Consider the following 19,025-nt stretch of genomic DNA (forward strand, 5'->3'; position numbering starts at 1 on the left):
ACATAATATAAAATAATGATTTTTTATGTTTAGTATTAAATTTTCTACAAACACTATTGTTGAGGTGATATAAATGTTTAATCCTAAAAGAGTGGTTTTTGAAGAAGGAGCATTGACATATGACAAAGGAAAGGAGCTTTTAGAAGCTTTTAAAGATCAAAATGTGGAAATAAAGTATTCTAAAAGCGGAAGAATATCTAGAATTCCAGGTAAAAGCCCTACGGAAATGTATGGAGAAGGAAAGAATACTTTAGTTGTAGGGGTGAGAAAGACATTAAAATTTGAATCTTGTAAGCCATCCGCTCATTATCAACTTCCGTTAGTTAGTGGATGTATGGGAATGTGTGAATATTGTTATTTAAACACCCAAATGGGAAAAAGACCATATACAAAAATTTATGTAAATGTTGGAGAAATATTAGAAAAAGCAGGAAAATATATAGATGAAAGGCTACCTAATATAACAATATTTGAAGGCGCCGCTACTTCTGACCCTATACCAGTAGAACAGTATACAGGAGCGTTAAAAAAGGCTATTGAGTATTTTGGTAAAAATGAAAAGGCACTTTTTAGATTTGTTACTAAGTATACGGAGGTGGACAGTCTTTTAGATGCAAAACATAATGGAAGAACTACTATAAGATTTAGTTTAAACATAAATGAAGTAATAAGTAGATTTGAACATAGAACACCTAGTTTTGAAGAAAGAATAGAAGCAGCTAAAAAAGTAAGTGATGCAGGATATAATTTAGGATTCATAATTGCCCCAGTGTTTTTAGAGGATAATTACCAAGGGAAATATTATGAACTTTTATATAAGATTAAAGAAAAAATTCCAAATACAAAAATAAACTTTGAAGTAATTTCTCATAGATTTACTAAAAGAGCTAAAGAAAATATATTAAGCATATTTCCTAAAAGCATTTTACCTATGGAAGAAGAATTAAGAAAGTTTAAATTCGGTCAATTTGGTTATGGAAAATATATTTATAAGGATGATGAAATGAAAGAATATAAAGAGTTTTTTATAAAGAGTATAAATGAGCTTTTTGGAGAAGGAAATATAAATTATATAATTTAACAAATTTTATTTTGTTTTCACATCTAGAAATTTATAATAAATATTAAAGAAATTAATTTAAAGTTTTTATACTGAAGAAGAAATATTAATCAATATATTTATTATCTAAAAGTATAAAAGTGAATAGAAATTTTTTTATGTTTTATTAAATTGAAAATTATGATAATTTTAGTGATATAATAATAAGTAAAAATATTCTAGCATAATATTTAAATACATAGTTTTAAACAAAGAGGGGTGTAATATATGGAACTAGAATTATCGAATTTTCTTATAGAATCAAAGAAATCTATAAAAAAACTTATAGAAATTTTATCAATGGAATATAAATATGTATCTGTATTAGGAACTGATTGTTTTGGAAAAGAATATACTTCTTTAAGAACTGGAACCTCTATAAAAAACTCTGTTTGGAATGAAAGAGGATTTGTTTTAAAAGTATATAATGGAATTAATTATTCGGAATTTTCCTTTGATTATATATTAGATGATAATATAGAAAATCTTGCAGAACAAATTAAAGAAAAAATAAAAACTTATGTATCTTTATTTAGTGAATATGAAGTAAATCATTATCTAGTATTAGAGGAAGAAGAAATAACAAAGTCTTTTAAGGATAAAGTAGATATCTATCCTACAACTGTTAGTGATAAAGAAATATTAAATAAAATTACAAATATAAATAAAAGTGCAATGGTTCTTAGTGATAAGATTTTAGATGTAAGAGTAGCCTATAATTATCTTCATGTAAATAAAATTTTTATGTCAAATAAAAAAGATTTAGAGCAAAGTTATTTATGGAGTGAAGGTATGATTCAATGTATAACCACTAATGAAGAAGACACTAGATTTAATTATAAAGTTTTCTCTGGATTAAAAGGTGTAGAAATTATGGATGAAATGGAAAACTCAATTAAAGAAGTTGTAGATACAGCTTTAAAGGCATTAGAAGCTAAGCCTATAATTCCAGGAATGTATGATGTAATATGTTCTCCAGAGGTGTCAGGATTAATTGCTCATGAAGCTTTTGGTCATGGCGTAGAAATGGACATGTTCCTTAAAGAAAGAGCAAAAGCCAAGGAGTATATAGGACAACACATTGCATCACCATTAGTAACAATGCGTGATGGAGCAACATCTGAAAGACATATGTCCTCTTATTTGTTTGACGATGAAGGAGTATTAGGACAAGACACAGTTATTATTGACAAAGGTGTATTAAAATGTGGAATATCTGATACTTTATCAGCGCTAAAATTAGGTGAAAAGCCTACAGGTAATGGGAAAAGACAATCCTTTGAAAGAAAAGCTTATTCAAGAATGACTAATACGTTTTTTGAAAAAGGTTATTGTAACTTAGAAGAAATGATTAAATCCATAGATTATGGTTTTTTATTAGATGTACCTATGAGTGGAATGGAAGATCCTAAAAGCTGGGGAATCCAATGCATGGTGAACTTTGCATATGAAATAAAAGATGGAAAACTTACAGGGAAAATCTTTTCTCCTATCGTTTTAACTGGATATGTACCAGACTTATTAAAGTCTATATCCATGGTTTCTGATGAGATATGTTTAGAGGGAAGTGGAGCTTGTGGTAAAGGATATAAGGAGTATGTAAAGGTATCTTCTGGAGGCCCATATATTAAAGCGAGAGTGAGGTTAGGATAATGTTAGATAATATAATTTCTATATTAAAAGAGTTTGATATTAGTAGATATAAGATAATAGAAAAGAAAGTAATTAGTGAAGAAATGTTTTTTATAAAAAAACAATTAGATATGAACAGAAATAAAGAAGTTCATAAATTTAATGTTGTAGTTTATGTAGACTTTGAAGAGAATGGAGAGAAATTTAAGGGAGATTCGTCAATAGAAGTATATACTACAATGAGTGATGAAGAGATAAGAAAAGCTATAAATGATGCTAGTTATGCAGCAAAATTTGTGAAAAATAAGTATTATCCATTGGTAAGTGGAATTAAGGAAGACACTATAACTATACCTTCTAAGTTTAATGAAGAGGACCCTATTAAATGGATGATAAGATTAAAAGATTCTCTTTATAAAAATGATAACAAAGAAGATGGAAGTATAAATTCTTCAGAGATATTCTTAAATAAAATTTTTACTAGAATTGTGAACTCTGAAGGAGTAGATGTAAGTTATATAAGTAATTCATCGGAAATAGAATTTATTACAAATTGGAAAGGTGAAGAAGAAGTAGAACTTTACAATATGATGAGCTTTTCTGATTATGATGAAGCTTATATAGAAAATAAAGTAGAGAAAGCATTAAAAATTTCAGAGTATAAGGCAAAAGCGAAAGAAGAGCCATCAACAGGAAGTTATAACGTAATATTAAAAGGTGATAATGTAAAAGAAATGATGACATATTATTATACACAAGCTAATGTTAAATCTGTGTATAACAAAATAGGAAAATTTAAAATTGGGGATAAAATTCAAGGAGAGAATGTAAAAGGGGATTTATTAAATATCACTTTAACTAAGGAATTAGAAAATTCTCCAGTATCTTCACCTTATGATGAAGATGGCTTTCAGTTATCAAATATAAAAATAATTGAAGATGGAAAGCTAGCAAACTATTATGGAGATGTTAGAAATAGTTACTATTTAAATGTAAACCCAACAGGAACTCTTAGAAATTATATTGTTGAGGGTGGAAGCAAATCAATTGAAGAAATGAAGAGTGAATCCTGTATTATAGTAGAAGCTTTTTCAGATTTCCAAATGAATAGCTTAACAGGAGATTTTGGAGGAGAGATAAGACTTGCTTTATATGTTGAAGGAGATAAAATGACTCCTGTGACAGGAGGATCCATATCAGGAAATATAAAAAATGTACAAGGGGAAATGTATTTATCATCGGAGATTGAAACTAATGGAAATTTCTTTGGTCCAAAAGCAATGTTATTAAAAAATATTTCAGTAGCAGGAAGATAATTAAAAATGAAGAATTGAGAATAGCGTATTGATTTCTTAATAAGTATAAGATATGTATACTAATTTTTCATTTGTAATTTTATTATGAAAATCCACCTTTGGAGAATGAGAGTAAAATTGCTTGAAGTTCTCCAAAAGTGGATTTTAATTATTATGTGCTTATATTTATATTATTGTAGTTCTAATTCTAAAAGTTGTCATAATAAATAAAGAATAAAAGTTTATTTTAAAACTACAAGTATTGCACCTATAGTCATAAGAGCTAGACCTAATATACTTGTTTTATTTATTTTTTCACCTAGTATTAAAAATGCAAGTATTGCTGCCATAACTGCACTAGTTTTATCTAAAACAGATACCTCTGCTACTTTTCCTGTCTTTATAGCAGTAAAATAGAATATCCAAGATAGGGCTCCAGCCATTCCACTAAAAATAATAAATAATAGTGCTCTCTTATCTTCTAATATTTTAGAAACCTCAGAAAATTTTCCTTGAAAAAATACTATTAAAGTTGTAAATATAGCCATAACAATAGCGCGAATAGCGGTAGCACTATTAGCATCAAGTTTAGCAAGGCCTATCTTACCAAATATGGCAACTAATGCTGCAAAAATTGCTGATAATAAAGAATAAACAATCCACATGATATCCTCTCCTTTTTATAAATATCTAGACTTATAGAGTTTAACTTAAATATTAAACATATTCAAATTAAAATTTGCATAAAGTTTACCTGTACTATATTAAATATAATGAGTTAAAAATCCTTTATATTATTTGTTAAATTCTTACAAAATTATACTCGTTCTTAGTTTTAAATTTATAAACAAGGATTTTTATTATGGAAATCAAAATATTTTACAAATTAAGATTCTACTAAGAAAAACTATAAAATATTATAAATCTTTATATTCTTAAGGTGTTTATAACATTAAAAGAATACTATTTGTATATATTTTGCGTTATAATTTAGGTATTGTTATTAATAATATATTTTAGTGATAAAACATTATGCTTAGAAAGGAATATGATATGACGAAGAACTGGAAGGGAAAGAGATATCATAATTTAAATTATTTTTTAAGAGAAAAATTTGGCCAGAAAGTGTTTAAAATATCTTTAGATGCAGGCTTTTCTTGCCCTAATAGGGATGGTACTATAAGCAAAGGTGGATGTGTATTTTGTTCTGAGAGAGGTTCAGGCGATTTCGCAGGAGATAGGTGCTTTTCTATATCTAAGCAATTTGAAGATATAAGAATGATGATGAATAAAAAGTGGAAAGATGGAAAATATATAGCTTATTTTCAAGCTTATACCAATACTTATGCATCCATTAATATTTTGAGAGAAAAATATGAAGAAGCAATAAATCAACAAGATGTAGTAGCATTAGCTATTGCTACAAGACCTGATTGTTTAAGTGAAGAAGTTCTAGACTTAATTGAAGAGTACTCAAATAAAGTTTATACATGGGTAGAATTAGGACTTCAAACCTCAAAGGATGAAACTGCAAGGCTTATTAATAGAGGTTATGAACTTTCAGTCTTTGAAGAAGGGGTTAGAAGTTTAAGAAAAAGAAATATTGATGTAGTAACACATGTAATTTTTGGATTACCTACTGAAAGTAAGATAGATATGATAAACACGATAAACTATGTAGCACATAGTGATATTCAAGGAATAAAAATACATCTTCTTCATCTTATGAAAAATACTCCTTTAGAAAAATTTTATAAAAGTGGAGATTTAAAGCTTATGGAGATGAAAGAATATATAGATTTAATAGGTGAGTCTATAGCATTACTTCCTGAAAGTATGGTAATACATAGATTAACCGGTGATGCACCTAGAGATCTATTAATAGGACCTATGTGGAGTCTAAAGAAATGGGAAGTTTTAAATGCTATCGATAAAAAGTTAGAAGATGAAAATCTATATCAGGGTGTGAATTTTAAGGGGGAGATTTTATGAAAGTCGATATAATAATTTCTGCTAGTGACATTAAAGAAGAAAAAATTAAAGATAAAGTTGTTGTGGTTATAGATGTTCTTAGAGCTACTTCAGTGATGGTCACAGCCTTAAATAATGGGTGTAAAGAAGTTATACCTGTATCTCATGTAGAAGAAGCTAGGGAAGTTGTTAAGGAAGATAGGGAAAAATATGTATTAGGTGGAGAACGAAATGCCCTTAAAATAGAGGGATTTGATTATTCTAATTCTCCATTAGATTATACAAGAGAAAATATTCAAGGTAAAACATTAGTTATGACTACAACTAATGGTACAAGGGCTATAAAAAATTCAAAAGGGGCAAGTAGAATCTTCATAGCTTCTATGATAAATGGAAAAGCTGTTGCAAAAAAACTAATAGAATTAAATAAAGATGTAGTATTTGTAAATGCAGGTACATATGGGGAGTTCTCCATAGATGATTTTATTACTAGTGGATATATAATAAATTTAATTAGAAAAGAAGCAGAGATAGAACTTACAGATATAGCGGTAACTTCCAATTATATATATAACAATAATGAAGATATATTTTCCTTTGTAAAAAATGCTTCTCACTACAAAAGAATATTAGAACTAGGTTTAGAAGAAGATTTGAAATATTGCCTTTCTAAGGATGTAGTTGACATAGTACCAGAATATAGAGATGGTAGAATAAATATATAAGGCATCTGAAAGAAAATTGGAGACGAATTAAGTTATACACCTCAGGGGAACCCTTGTAGAATCATACTACTGTTCTCTTGAGGTTTTTACATATTGGAAAGCTACTATGAGGAGAAGTTCTGAAAACCTTTAGTAGTAATTAGAAAAAGAATTTTTCTTAAATAATAAAATCTTACGTGATAGTGGAGGTAATTTATGATTATTAAGCCAAAGAAATTAAACGTAGGAGACAGGGTAGCAATTATTGCACCATCCTCACCAGCAACAAAGGAAGTTGTTAAAAAAGGGGAAAAAATGATAAAAGCAATGGGACTTGAACCAGTTATGTATCCTAGTTGTTACACAACACAAAGAGATTTACCAATATCTGATTATTTAAAAGCGAAAGATATTAATGATGCTTTTCAGGATAGAAATATTAAAGGAATCATTTGCTTAAAAGCCGGATATGGCATACAACATATACTTAAACTACTTAACTATGATCTGATAAAGGAAAACCCTAAGGTTTTTCTAGGGTATAGTGATATTACAGCGTTGCATATAGCATTTAATAAAATATGCAGGATGGTTACTTATCACGGGCCTATGGCATCTTCAAACATATATAAAAAGAAAGGTAACAAATTTAAATTTGAGCCCTATACTTTTGACAGTATCAAGAAGAATCTGTTTACAAATGAGGCACCAGGTTTGATGGAAAATCCTCTAGGAGAAATTATTGGTTCGTTGTTTGGAGGTAAAGCTGAAGGAGAACTTATAGGAGGTAATTTATCACTACTAGCGAGGACTTTAGGTTCTGATTATGAAATTGATACAAGAGGAAAAATATTATTTATAGAAGATACTAAAGAAGATGTACTCAATATTGGTAGGATGTTAATCTCACTATCTCTTGCAGGTAAATTTGATGAGTGTAGTGGTATAATACTGGGAACATGGACAAATTGCAATTTAGAAAATAAAGGATACTACAATAGCAATTTAGCTTTAGAAGAAACTTTTAAGGAAATCTTACTTCCATATAAAAAACCAATAATTACAAATTTTAGAGCAGGTCATAACAATCCTCAAGCTACACTAGCATTTGGAACAAAAGTTATTATAGATGCAGATAAAAAACAGATTGTATTCACTGAATCTGGAAATGCAGATTGATGGGAATCTATATTTGTAGATAGAAAGCTTAGGAGATAATGTCAGAAAATTTAAAAAATAATGGAGATATTGCTAGGACTTAAAGAGAATTAATAATATTTAAAGTAATATTAATTGTATTATATAGGGGGAAGGGCTATGAATAGAAAAGCAAAAGCAGATTTTATGCTGTTAATGATTACAATTTTTTGGGGAGCATCATATATTCTTACTAAAATCGGGCTTGAAACTTTTGAGCCATTTAATTTAATAGCATTACGGTTTATTATTGCTTTTGGCATATCTGCTATTGTGTTTAAAAAACAGGTTTTTAAAACAGATGTAAGAACAATAAAATATGCTTTGATCTTATCAATAATTTTATTTGGTGTTTTTATTTCAATGACATTTGGTTTAAAATATATTTCAGCTTCAAATGCTGGATTTTTAATTAGCCTTTCTGTAGTTTTAATACCAGTAATTTCTTTTATATTTTTAAAGCAAAAAATTGACAAGAAAGTTATTGGTGGGGTATGTTTAGCCTTAATTGGAATTGCATTATTGACATTAAATACTGAACTGAGATTAAGTAGTGGAGATATTCTTTGTATATTATGCGCACTATTATTTGCAACACATATTGTTGTAACTAGTATTTTTACTCAGAAAGTTGATTCAATTGCTCTTGGAGTTTTGCAGCTTGGTTTTGTTGGTATCTTTAGCGTTGTATTTTCAATGTTAATAGAGACTGTGAAGCTTCCTAGCAATACTACATCATGGTTTGTGGTATTATCGCTAAGTATTCTCTGTACGGCAGTTGGTTATATTGTACAAACAACTGCGCAACAATATACAAGTGCAACTCATACTGGACTTATTCTATCATTGGAACCAGTTTTTTCAGCTGTATTTGCCTATGTGTTTTTAGGAGAAATTCTTACTAAAAAGGGATATGTAGGTGCAGTAATTTTATTGCTTAGTGTTCTAATTGCTGAGCTAGATTTTAAGAAGAAGAGTCAACCCCAATCTGTTTATAAGTAATTTCTTTAGCTAATTTTTTACTATCAATGTACCACTATTTTTCCACCTCTGGGGAAGTTAATCAATGGAGAATTGAGAATGGAAAATTGACAATTATGGTTAAAATTAATTTTACAAATTAATTTCTTNNTATAAAAGAGAAGTATCAATAATTGTCAATTGTCAATAGTCAATTTTCAATTGTATAAATAAGCCCCAAAACTAATTAAGTTTATTTTGGGGCTTTGCTATGTCTTTTCCTAAGGAGTAAGATCTCATATATTACTGTATAGAGGGTAAAAAGGGAGATAAATGTTATTTGCTCTTTTTCGCTCATATTATAAGTTGCCAGTACAATTAAAAGGGGGAAAAATATAAAAATTTGAATAAGTCTAAAGGTGGATAGTTTTTTCAAAAAATCACCTCTTTTACTTCCAAATATTTACTATATGTATATTATTGCATTAATAGTACTAAAAGTAAATAAATTTATTCTTACAAATAAGCCCATAAATGCCTTTAATACATGTCGAAATATATAATTAATGAGAAATTGAAGAACATTTCATATCTAATTCTAAAATAATTGTAAATATGAGTGTTAAGTACATAAACCAAAATAACTAGTTAAAGATAGAAAGTATGTTTTCTTGAAATAGAGATATGCTGTATTTAATATTAAATACAGCATATCTCTATTTTAAATTACTAATGTATTTTATTCTTTATAAAGATTATAGCAATACACCTGCAATAGCAGCAGTCATGAAGGCTGCTAGAGAGCCTCCTAAAACTGCTTTTAGTCCTAGCTTTGCAACATCTCTACGTTTTTCAGGCGCAACTCCACCTATAGAAGCTATTTGAACTGCTATAGAACTAAAGTTAGCAAATCCACAAAGTGCATAAGTTAATATTACTATTGTTTTTTCAGTTAATTGACCACTAGAAATTAGTGGTGAAAGATTAGCATAAGCAACAAATTCATTTAATACAACTTTCTGTCCAAGAAGATCTCCTGCTACTGCTATGTCTTTTGTCGGAATACCCATTATGTATGCAACAGGTGAAAAAAGTTTACCAAAAATCCAACTTAAGCTAAAGTAGTCAGCACCAACTAATCCACCTAGCCATCCTAAAAGAAAGTTTAATAAAGCTATTAAAGCTATAAAAGCTATTAATAATCCACCTACATTAAAAGCAATTTGAATACCATCTATAGCTCCATTGGCTGCTGCCTCAATTATATTGGTAGCAGTTTTTTCATTCTTCAATTCAATTGAGTTTTTAGTTAATGGTTCTTCCGTTTCAGGAATCATAATTTTTGCTATAACTAAACTTGCTGGTGCAGACATAACACTAGCTGCAAGTAAATGACCAGCACTAACACCCATAGCTACATAACCAGCCATAACACTACCAGCAACGGTAGCCATACCACCAACCATAACTGAATATAACTCAGATTTAGTCATTTTGCCTATGTAAGGTTTTATAATAAGAGGTGCCTCATTTTGACTTACAAATATATTAGTTACAGCGGATAATGTTTCTGCTCCACTAGTTCCTAAAATTTTTGCAAGTCCCTTAGATATAATTGAAATAAAGAACTGCATAACACCTAAATGATAAAGTACACTCATAAGTGCTGAAAAGAAAATTATAGTAGGTAGTACTTGCAATGCAAATATAAATCCTATTTTATTTACGTTTACTAAATCTCCAAATACAAAAGCTGTACCTTCAGTAGTAAATTGCAATAATTTATCAATTATATTACTAGCAAACTGGAAAAACTTTTGTCCTAAAGGTACTTTAAGTACTAATAGTGCAAATATTACTTGAAGAACTACTCCAATAGTAACAAGCTTCCAATCAACTTTTTTTCTATTAGTAGAAAATAAATATGCTATTAAGATAAAAATAGCTAAACCAAAAATTCCTATAATTCTATCCATAATACATTCTCCGTATATATAAATTTTTAGACTCAGAACATAGATGTACTTGTAAAGTCCATTAAATAATATAGAATAAAATTCGACAATTTTCAACAAAACATTTTATTCATTTTAAATGATAATGTTTGTCATCTAGAAATAAGTATAGAAAAGAACCGCATAAATAAAGAGCTTAAATATGTTTATTGTTTGAAAATAAATAAGATAGGAATGTTTTGTAAAAAGTTATAAATTTATTTTTATTAAAACTTCTAATATTTTGAGAAGTTTTATAATGTTAATAAAATTTATATTAAATATTTTAAAAGAGTAAATATTTTTAGAAGAGAACGCAATGTATATTAAAGATAATTTTTAGGAAAGCTATTTTTAATTAATATTCAGAAGTTAAGAGGTGTTAAATATGAAAAAAATTTTTACTCAAGAAGATTTAGAAAGAGCTTTTAATTTAGGAAAAGAACAAGGATATATAGAATCACAAAATAATAGTGGACATAATAGACATAATGAGTTTTCTTCAGAATTTTCTAATGAAATACCAAACTATTATAATCTTAAAGATCATACATCAGCTAAAATAGATGATAGAAAATAATATTAAAAACCGTGACATTTAGTCACGGTTTTGCTATATAACTTGAAATATAAAGAATTTTAAATAGTAAGACTCTTCATTATCTGTCCATAGTATTGGATGATCTGGTGCTTGAGTTTTAAATTCTACTTGTCTAAGCATTCTACCAGCATCTTTTGCTGCTTCATATATAGCTTCTTTAAATAGTTCTGGGCTCATAAAGTGTGAGCAAGAAGCTGTTACAAGGTAACCACCCTTTCTTACTAATTTTATTCCTCTGTAATTTATTTTTTTATAACCCTTTTTAGCATTCTTTATAGTTTCTCTTGCTTTTGTAAAAGCAGGGGGATCTAATATTACAACATCGAATTCTCTTCCTTCGTAGTTAAACTCTTTTAATATGTCAAAGGCATCATGACATTCAAATTTAACTATATCCTGTAAATCGTTAAGCTCTGAATTCTTTCTGCAAAAATCTACTGCATGTTGAGATATATCTATACCTAAAACACTTTTAGCACCAGCAATTCCAGCATTTAATGCAAAAGAACCTGTATGAGTAAATACGTCTATAACTTCTGAGTTTTTACAAATTTTATGTATTGCTTTTCTATTTTCTTTTTGGTCTAAAAAGAATCCTGTCTTTTGACCATTTTCTATGTCCACATAATATTTAACACCATTTTCTTCAATGGTTATCATAGTATCAAAAGTTCCACTTAAAAATCCTTTAGTTTGCTCCATGCCTTCTTTTAACCTAACAGCAGCATCACTTCTCTCATAAACTCCTCTTGCATTATATTCTTCAACTAATATATCTACAATAGTTTGTTTATATTTATCAATTCCTAGTGCTAAGGATTGAATTACATAGATATCTTCAAATTTATCTATGACTATTCCAGGCATAAAATCAGCTTCTCCAAAAATAAACCTGCAAGAAGATGTATCTACAACCTTTTTTCTATATTCCCAGGCATCTCTTAATTTTCTTCTAAAAAAATCTTTATCTATTTCCTCATTTATATCTCTAGTCATTATTCTTATAGCTATTTGAGAGGCATCATTTATGTATCCTTTTCCTATAAAAGTATTATCAGAAGTATAAACCTCAACAATATCTCCATTAGTATATTCTCCATCATAGCCATTTATCTCTGTAGCAAAGATCCATGGATGGCCACTTAAGGTCCTTTTTCCACGACCTTTATCCAAATAAAATTTACAGTTCATCTTTTGTCCTCCTAAAAAATAAGATGTTAGTAGTATATCACAGTGTAAATTTTTATATAACCTCCAGATTTAATTCACAATTCACAATTCACAGTTCACAATTAAGCCTTCCCACCTCTGGGGAACAGTAGTGAAACCCTTTAGGGTTCCCCTGAGGTGCAGTATGGTTTGGAGCAAGAACTAATAAACTTGTACTAATATTTATGGAGATAAGCAATGTAATTAAAATATTATTTAATGATATAGATATTGCGCTATATCATTCTGCACCCTAGGGAGATATACGAAAAGTGCCTATAGATTTAAATTTTGTGGTTACTTTAATTTTATTTAAATCTTGTAGTTTTCATATAGGAGCAAGGGATGAAAGATAATGTTGTGTAATTGAGAGTTGAAGAAAGTAGCTATGATGGTTTATAGCCTAAATTTTAATGAGTATGCACATATTCAATTTTTAGCCATAAAGGATTATTTTTTCTTTTGACATCATATAGGTTTATATTTTAAACTATAAACTGTGCCTATATTGAATTTTAAGGAGAGATAAAATGAGCATACTTACGGTTAAAAATATTAGTCATGGTTTTGGTGATAGAGCTATATTTGAAAATGTTTCTTTTAGACTTTTAAAAGGGGAACATATAGGTCTTATAGGAGCAAATGGAGAAGGTAAGTCTACCTTTATGAATATAATTACAGGTAAATTGATGCCAGATGAAGGTCAAGTTATATGGTCTAACAATGTTAGAGTTGGATATATGGATCAACATGCAGTTTTGGAAAAGGGAATAAGCATAAGGAATGTATTAAGAGGTGCTTTTAAATATCTTTTTGATGCAGAAGCAGAAATGAACGAACTTTATGGGAGAATGGGAGACGTGTCTCCAGAAGAACTTGAAAAAATGTTGGAGAGAACAGCTGTAATTCAAGATATGTTAGATCATAATGGATTTTATATTATAGATGGCAAGGTGGAAGAAGTATCTAAGGGATTAGGACTTTTAGATATAGGACTTGATAAAGATGTGGCTGAGTTAAGTGGTGGTCAAAGGACAAAGGTTTTACTTGCAAAATTATTACTTGAATGTCCAGATATATTACTTCTTGATGAGCCTACTAACCATCTAGATGAAGCTCATATTGAATGGTTAAAAAGATATCTACAAAATTATGAAAATGCATTTATACTGATATCTCACGATATACCATTTTTAAACTCAGTAATTAACCTTATTTATCATGTGGAAAATAAAGAATTATCAAGATATGTTGGTGACTACGATGAATTCCAAAGAATTTATGAGGCAAAGAAAAAGCAATTAGAGCAGGCTTTTGAAAGACAACAAGCAGAAATTGCAAGGCTTGAGGATTTTGTTGCAAGAAATAAGGCAAATGTGGCTACTGCCAACATGGCTAAATCTAGACAAAAGAAACTAGATAAAATGGAAAAAATAGAACTTGTAAAAGAGAAGCCAAAGCCAACTTTTAATTTTAAACCAGCAAGAGCATCAGGAAAAATGATCTTTGAAACTAAGGATTTAGTTATAGGATATGATAGTGCTCTTACAAAACCATTAAATCTTTACATGGAAAGAGGGCAAAAAATAGCCCTTGTGGGTTCTAATGGACTTGGAAAAACTACTCTTTTAAAGAGTCTTATGGGAGATATTAAACCACTAAGTGGAGAGGTAGAGCTTGGAGATTATCAATATATAGGATACTTTGAACAAGAGAGCAGAGAAGGAAATACGAATACCTGTATAGAAGAATTTTGGAAAGAATTTCCTAGTTATACCCAATATGAGGTACGTGCAGCACTTGCTAAGTGTGGATTGACCACAAAGCATATTGAGAGCATGGTAATGGTACTTTCAGGAGGGGAAGCTGCAAAGGTAAGACTTGCAAAGCTTATAAACAATGAGACGAATATACTTATCCTAGATGAGCCTACTAATCACTTAGATGTAGACGCAAAAGAAGAATTAAAAAGATCATTAAAAGAATATAAGGGTTCAATACTTATAGTTTGCCACGAGCCAGAATTCTATAGAGATATAGTAACAGAGGTATGGAATTGTGAGGAATGGACAACTAAAATCGTTTAATGACAGCATATTTAACAGTTAATATAAATAGCTTAGACAGTGATGTTTAGGCTATTTTCTTACTATATGCTGATTTTAGAGAGTGGAGAAAAGCTGTCCATTTTTATATTACTTAACCTCTAATTGTAATTTACCTTTTATGTTGACTCTAACCCAGGGTTAGAATTTAGAATAGTATTAAAGGGGGGATATTCTTGAAAATTAGTGAGTTCGCTAAGAGGTCAGGGGTAACTGTGAAGACATTACTGCATTATGATAAGATTGGGTTGTTAAAGCCTTCTAGAAAGACAGATGCAGGATATAGAATTTATTGTGATGATGATTTTACAAAACTGCAGCAAATTACTACATTAAAATTTGTTGGATTGTCTCTTGAAGAAATAAAACATCTTTTAAGTGAAAAGGGACAGGATATAGGAAGTATAATTGATGTTCAGACAAAAGCACTGGAAGAAAAGAAAAAGCACATTGAAACAGTTATTACTGCACTAAATAAAGCAAAAGGAAAAATACAAAGCAATCATGGAAATAAAAGCAAAACAAAGGTTTAATAATGCATGCAAACAGTATATTACTGATAGTTATTATTGGAGAGCAAAAACTGCAGAATTAATAAATGAATTAGTTAAACCTGACGTGAATGATGTAATATTAGACTTGGGGTGTGGCACTGGTAAGCAGCTTATAGAATTATCTAAAAATGTGAAATCAGCAATTGGGTTAGATATTAGTGAAGGGATGCTTAAACAAGCCAAAGAAAATGTAGAAAATGAAGGAATAAATAATATTGAGCTCTATATAGGAAGCTTTGAAGAACCTAACTTAAATGTAGATTTACGAAGAAAGCATATTACAAAAATTATATCAAATTATGCATTGCATCATTTAACTACAGAGTATAAGCAGAAAGCTATAGAAAATATGATAAATATAGGAGGAGAAGAGCTACAAAGTATTATCATAGGTGACTTAATGTTTTTTGAAAATCCTAATGATCATAGAGAAGAGTTTGCTTTAGTAGGATATGGACCAGAAGTAGATTTTCCTTCAAGTATTGAAGAACTAATGAACTGCTTTTTGAACTTTGATTTTACTATTGAAGTACATAAGGTACATCCACTTGTAGGGGTTATAGTTGCTAATCGTAATAAAAATGGCAATAAGATATGAAGAGTGAGGAATGTAATTTTATAGTAAAAATCACACAACCTATGTACTCTTTATTGGATAACAAAAATTGTATAATAATATTTAATATTGAGAGCTAGTTTTAGCTCTTTTGTTTTTATATTTAATATGTTTCATATTAATGGTAAAATTAAGAAAAATAGTATATTTTATAAAAAGAATTTATTGAGGTATGGATAAAAAGGGGGAATAACGAGTGGACTTAATGAACAAAGAGGATTTTAATAATTTACTTAAAAGTTCTTTGTCTAAATATTATGAGGGAAGATGGACTTATTTTAGTGAAGTAATAAATATTATAAAGCAAGAGAATGAATTTGAGAAAGTCTTAGAGTTGGGACCTGCATTTCAAACAATTGTGAAGAATTGTGATATTATGGTTAAGCCAGAGATTGATGTATGGGGTAGACCTGAGAAGTATATAAATAAAGAATTTAAAAATGATGCCACAGTTGTACCCTGGCCAATAGAAGATAGAACCTACGATTTGTTTATTGCATTACAAGTTTGGGAGTATTTAGAGGGAAAACAAAAGGAGGCATTTGAGGAAGTTATGAGAACTTCAAAAGCAGCTATATTAAGTTTCCCTTATATGTGGGATTGTCCTAAAGATAATGCAAATTATCCGGAGCACCATATGATCGATGAAAAAATAATCTCGGAATGGACATTAAATGTAAATCCCAAAAAGGTAATTAAGATTCCAAGGACAGGAGATAGAGTTTCAAAGGGTCCAAGAATAATTTATTTTTGGAAGAATAATAAACATTTAAGCTATTAAAAGAGATAATAGAATAATTAAAATAGTATATAAGAAAGTCTATAACGAAATATATGTTATAGACTTTTTCTATCTTTATTTAAAAAAATTTGCTAATTTAAATTTATATCTTTTAAACAATAAGATTTCAATATTTGCCTAATAAATTTGAAAGTTAAATTTAGAGCATCTTCTCTAGTATATTTATGATAATCACTTATAAGTCTTGTAAGTATACCTTCATAAAAAATAATGATTACTTCACTTATTTCATTTAAGTCTTTTTCATCTATGTAATTGTCTTCTGCTGCCTTTAATAATACCGCCTTATCTCTATCATGTATATTTTCCTTATCGAGCATATGAGATAATTCATTAGGTAGACTTTCTAATTCTTCAGGAAATAATTCATAATAATTATTTATAGCCTGAGTAAAAGATTGGTTTATGTTATTTAAGAACATAGCTTTAAATATTTGTGGATTATTGAAGGAATGAACACAAAAACACTTCCAAATATTATAGTAAATTTTTATAGTATTATCATTTATATTTACATAGTTATATAGATCATGAACATATTTATTGTAGTATTTTACACAGACAAAAAATATAAGATGATCTAGATTATTAAAATACCTGTAAATTATAGCAACATTATGACCAGCTAAATTAGCCACTCTCCTTGCTGTGATACTTTCAATACCTTCACTATCCATAATTTGTGAGGCAGCATCTATAAAAGAAATCATAACTTGTTTTTTTTCTAAAGCAGTTTTTGCCATTTGTATTCTCCTTAAATGTACATCCATAATTTACTATTATATCATAAATAAAGAAATATTAATATTTGAAAAAGTAATAGGTAGGTGTTTAACAATTTGTAAACATGTTTATAAACCGGTCTACACAATTTGATAAACAGAATATTATTTAATTATATAGAATATTTAGAAAATTATAAAAATGAGGTGGGTTTATGAAATTAGAAATAGGAAATTTCCATGTACGAGATATTGTTTTTGGAGATAATACAGAGTTTAAGGATGGACTATTGACAATAAACAAAGAAGAAACACTAAACTTTGTTAAACAAGATGAACGTATTATAGAAGCAGAATTATATATTGTAAAACCAGGAGACAAGGTAAGACTTGTTCCTGTTAAAGAAGCTATTGAACCAAGAGTTAAATTAAATGGAAATCCTTTATTCCCTGGATATACAGGAGAACTTATTAAAGCTGGAGAGGGAAGAACTCATGCACTTAAAGATTGTAGCTTACTTGTAGTGGGAAAACATTGGGGTGGATTTCAAGATGGATTAATAGATATGAGTGGGGAAGGCGCTAAGTATACCTATTACTCTCAGCTTAAAAATATAGTATTAGTTGCGGACACTAATGAGGAATTTGAAAAAAGAGAGCAACAAAAAAAGAATAGGGCATTAAGAGAAGCTGGTCATAAACTTGCTGAATTTATAGCTCAGTGCGTAAAAAATCAAGAACCAGAAGAGGTGGAAGTATATGAACTTGAACCTGTTACAAAGAGAAGTGAAGATATAAGCAAACTTCCTAGTATGGTATTCGTAATGCAGCCCCAATCTCAAATGGAGGAGTTAGGATATAATGATTTGCTTTATGGTTGGGATATGAATAGAATGGTACCTACTTTCATGCATCCTAATGAAATATTAGATGGAGCAGTAGTATCAGGAAGCTTTATGCCTTGTTCTTCTAAATGGGCTACTTATGAATTTCAGAATAATCCAACTATTAAGAGGTTATATAAGGAGCATGGTAAGACACTTAACTTTTTAGGGGTAATAATGTCCAATCTTAATGTAGCATTAGAGCAAAAAAATAGAGCAGCTTTATTTGTATCTCAAATGGCAAAAAACTTAGGAGCGGATGGCGCTATAGTTGCTGAAGAAGGATATGGAAATCCTGATGCAGATTTTACAGCTTGTATAGTTGCGTTAGAAGATGCAGGGGTTAAAGTTGTAGGATTAACAAATGAATGTACTGGTAGAGATGGTCAATCACAACCGCTAGTATCTATGGATGAAAAGGAAAATGCAATTGTATCTTGTGGTAATGTTTCTGAACTTATAGAACTTCCACCTATGGAGATTGTATTAGGAGAGCTTGAAGCATTAGGAAGAGATGGACTTTCAGGTGGATGGTCTAATGATGAAATTTTAGGGCCATCAGTTAGAGAAGATGGTTCAATTATAATGGAAAATAATGCTATGTTCTGTGGAGATCAAGTTTGTGGATGGTCACCAAAAACAGTGATAGATTTTTAGTTTTTAATAAGAAGAATCAATAA

At 29.2% G+C, this 19,025-nt stretch carries 15 protein-coding genes and 1 pseudogene; 12 read left to right on the forward strand and 4 right to left on the reverse strand.

What is annotated here, in order from left to right; genetic code table 11:
• The first annotated feature begins 73 nt into the window (after window positions 1-73).
• From splB to B3603_RS11095, 3 genes are all read left to right on the forward strand, one after another.
• Window positions 74-1,081, forward strand: a complete 1,008-nt coding sequence (splB, locus tag B3603_RS11085; protein ID WP_291564648.1) for a spore photoproduct lyase — start codon at window positions 74-76, stop codon at window positions 1,079-1,081.
• 246 nt (window positions 1,082-1,327) lie between these two features.
• Entirely contained in the window at window positions 1,328-2,752 is a 1,425-nt protein-coding gene (locus tag B3603_RS11090) for a TldD/PmbA family protein (RefSeq protein ID WP_291564651.1), read from the forward strand.
• Entirely contained in the window at window positions 2,752-4,047 is a 1,296-nt protein-coding gene (locus B3603_RS11095) for a metallopeptidase TldD-related protein (protein ID WP_291564654.1), read from the forward strand. The genes B3603_RS11090 and B3603_RS11095 overlap by 1 nt, the downstream gene beginning before the upstream one ends.
• A 221-nt stretch (window positions 4,048-4,268) precedes the next feature.
• On the opposite strand, the gene B3603_RS11100 is transcribed toward B3603_RS11095, so the two are convergent.
• A complete protein-coding gene (locus tag B3603_RS11100) occupies window positions 4,269-4,691 on the reverse strand; it encodes an EamA family transporter (RefSeq protein ID WP_291564657.1) in 423 nt (140 codons plus the stop codon).
• 388 nt (window positions 4,692-5,079) lie between these two features.
• On the opposite strand from B3603_RS11100, the gene B3603_RS11105 reads away from it, so the two are divergent.
• From B3603_RS11105 to B3603_RS11120, 4 genes are all read left to right on the forward strand, one after another.
• Window positions 5,080-6,018: a TIGR01212 family radical SAM protein gene (locus B3603_RS11105; protein WP_291564660.1), complete on the forward strand. Its 939-nt coding sequence runs from the start codon at window positions 5,080-5,082 to the stop codon at window positions 6,016-6,018.
• Window positions 6,015-6,722 (forward strand): 2-phosphosulfolactate phosphatase family protein, encoded by a 708-nt coding sequence (locus tag B3603_RS11110; RefSeq protein WP_291564663.1) that lies wholly within the window; start codon window positions 6,015-6,017, stop codon window positions 6,720-6,722. The genes B3603_RS11105 and B3603_RS11110 overlap by 4 nt, the downstream gene beginning before the upstream one ends.
• Before the next feature lie 195 nt (window positions 6,723-6,917).
• Complete coding sequence (locus tag B3603_RS11115; protein ID WP_291564666.1) at window positions 6,918-7,880, forward strand: S66 peptidase family protein; 963 nt, start codon at window positions 6,918-6,920, stop codon at window positions 7,878-7,880.
• Window positions 7,881-8,018: 138 nt separating this feature from the next.
• Complete coding sequence (locus B3603_RS11120) at window positions 8,019-8,900, forward strand: DMT family transporter (protein ID WP_291564671.1); 882 nt, start codon at window positions 8,019-8,021, stop codon at window positions 8,898-8,900.
• 713 nt (window positions 8,901-9,613) lie between these two features.
• Here B3603_RS11120 and B3603_RS11125 read toward each other — a convergent pair.
• Window positions 9,614-10,834 (reverse strand): NupC/NupG family nucleoside CNT transporter, encoded by a 1,221-nt coding sequence (locus B3603_RS11125; protein ID WP_291564674.1) that lies wholly within the window; start codon window positions 10,832-10,834, stop codon window positions 9,614-9,616.
• Window positions 10,835-11,240: 406 nt separating this feature from the next.
• Between B3603_RS11125 and B3603_RS11130 the strand changes: the two genes are divergently transcribed.
• Entirely contained in the window at window positions 11,241-11,432 is a 192-nt protein-coding gene (locus B3603_RS11130) for a hypothetical protein (protein ID WP_291564677.1), read from the forward strand.
• Between the two features lie 33 nt (window positions 11,433-11,465).
• On the opposite strand, the gene B3603_RS11135 is transcribed toward B3603_RS11130, so the two are convergent.
• A complete protein-coding gene (locus tag B3603_RS11135) occupies window positions 11,466-12,644 on the reverse strand; it encodes a class I SAM-dependent rRNA methyltransferase (RefSeq protein ID WP_291564680.1) in 1,179 nt (392 codons plus the stop codon).
• A gap of 548 nt (window positions 12,645-13,192) precedes the next feature.
• Between B3603_RS11135 and B3603_RS11140 the strand changes: the two genes are divergently transcribed.
• The 3 genes and pseudogenes from B3603_RS11140 (at window position 13,193) to B3603_RS11150 (ending at window position 16,718) form a co-directional block, all read left to right on the forward strand.
• The gene (locus B3603_RS11140) at window positions 13,193-14,749 is read left to right on the forward strand and encodes an ABC-F family ATP-binding cassette domain-containing protein (protein WP_291564683.1); all 1,557 of its coding nucleotides are present in this window, start codon (window positions 13,193-13,195) and stop codon (window positions 14,747-14,749) included.
• Window positions 14,750-14,943: 194 nt separating this feature from the next.
• Window positions 14,944-15,919, forward strand: a pseudogene (locus B3603_RS11145) (MerR family transcriptional regulator).
• A gap of 214 nt (window positions 15,920-16,133) precedes the next feature.
• The gene (locus B3603_RS11150) at window positions 16,134-16,718 is read left to right on the forward strand and encodes a hypothetical protein (protein WP_291564686.1); all 585 of its coding nucleotides are present in this window, start codon (window positions 16,134-16,136) and stop codon (window positions 16,716-16,718) included.
• A 92-nt stretch (window positions 16,719-16,810) separates the two neighbouring features.
• On the opposite strand, the gene B3603_RS11155 is transcribed toward B3603_RS11150, so the two are convergent.
• On the reverse strand, window positions 16,811-17,482 hold the full coding sequence (locus tag B3603_RS11155) for a TetR/AcrR family transcriptional regulator (protein WP_291564689.1): 672 nt from the start codon (window positions 17,480-17,482) through the stop codon (window positions 16,811-16,813).
• A 194-nt stretch (window positions 17,483-17,676) separates the two neighbouring features.
• Between B3603_RS11155 and B3603_RS11160 the strand changes: the two genes are divergently transcribed.
• Window positions 17,677-19,002: a glycine/sarcosine/betaine reductase component B subunit gene (locus B3603_RS11160; RefSeq protein WP_291564692.1), complete on the forward strand. Its 1,326-nt coding sequence runs from the start codon at window positions 17,677-17,679 to the stop codon at window positions 19,000-19,002.
• The last annotated feature ends 23 nt before the right edge of the window (window positions 19,003-19,025 follow it).

The organism is Clostridium sp. UBA2485, from assembly GCF_002341865.1.
In the GTDB taxonomy this organism is placed as follows: domain Bacteria; phylum Bacillota; class Clostridia; order Clostridiales; family Clostridiaceae; genus Clostridium_J.

Excerpts from the sequence above, each read along its gene's own strand:
- B3603_RS11155 (WP_291564689.1), bottom strand. The coding sequence starts at position 17,482 with ATGGCAAAAACTGCTTTAGAAAAAAAACAAGTTATGATTTCTTTTATA.
- B3603_RS11120 (WP_291564671.1), top strand. The coding sequence starts at position 8,019 with ATGAATAGAAAAGCAAAAGCAGATTTTATGCTGTTAATGATTACAATT.
- B3603_RS11125 (WP_291564674.1), bottom strand. The coding sequence starts at position 10,834 with ATGGATAGAATTATAGGAATTTTTGGTTTAGCTATTTTTATCTTAATA.
- B3603_RS11115 (WP_291564666.1), top strand. The coding sequence starts at position 6,918 with ATGATTATTAAGCCAAAGAAATTAAACGTAGGAGACAGGGTAGCAATT.
- B3603_RS11130 (WP_291564677.1), top strand. The coding sequence starts at position 11,241 with ATGAAAAAAATTTTTACTCAAGAAGATTTAGAAAGAGCTTTTAATTTA.
- splB (WP_291564648.1), top strand. The coding sequence starts at position 74 with ATGTTTAATCCTAAAAGAGTGGTTTTTGAAGAAGGAGCATTGACATAT.
- B3603_RS11095 (WP_291564654.1), top strand. The coding sequence starts at position 2,752 with ATGTTAGATAATATAATTTCTATATTAAAAGAGTTTGATATTAGTAGA.
- B3603_RS11135 (WP_291564680.1), bottom strand. The coding sequence starts at position 12,644 with ATGAACTGTAAATTTTATTTGGATAAAGGTCGTGGAAAAAGGACCTTA.
- B3603_RS11110 (WP_291564663.1), top strand. The coding sequence starts at position 6,015 with ATGAAAGTCGATATAATAATTTCTGCTAGTGACATTAAAGAAGAAAAA.
- B3603_RS11160 (WP_291564692.1), top strand. The coding sequence starts at position 17,677 with ATGAAATTAGAAATAGGAAATTTCCATGTACGAGATATTGTTTTTGGA.
- B3603_RS11090 (WP_291564651.1), top strand. The coding sequence starts at position 1,328 with ATGGAACTAGAATTATCGAATTTTCTTATAGAATCAAAGAAATCTATA.
- B3603_RS11140 (WP_291564683.1), top strand. The coding sequence starts at position 13,193 with ATGAGCATACTTACGGTTAAAAATATTAGTCATGGTTTTGGTGATAGA.
- B3603_RS11105 (WP_291564660.1), top strand. The coding sequence starts at position 5,080 with ATGACGAAGAACTGGAAGGGAAAGAGATATCATAATTTAAATTATTTT.
- B3603_RS11100 (WP_291564657.1), bottom strand. The coding sequence starts at position 4,691 with ATGTGGATTGTTTATTCTTTATTATCAGCAATTTTTGCAGCATTAGTT.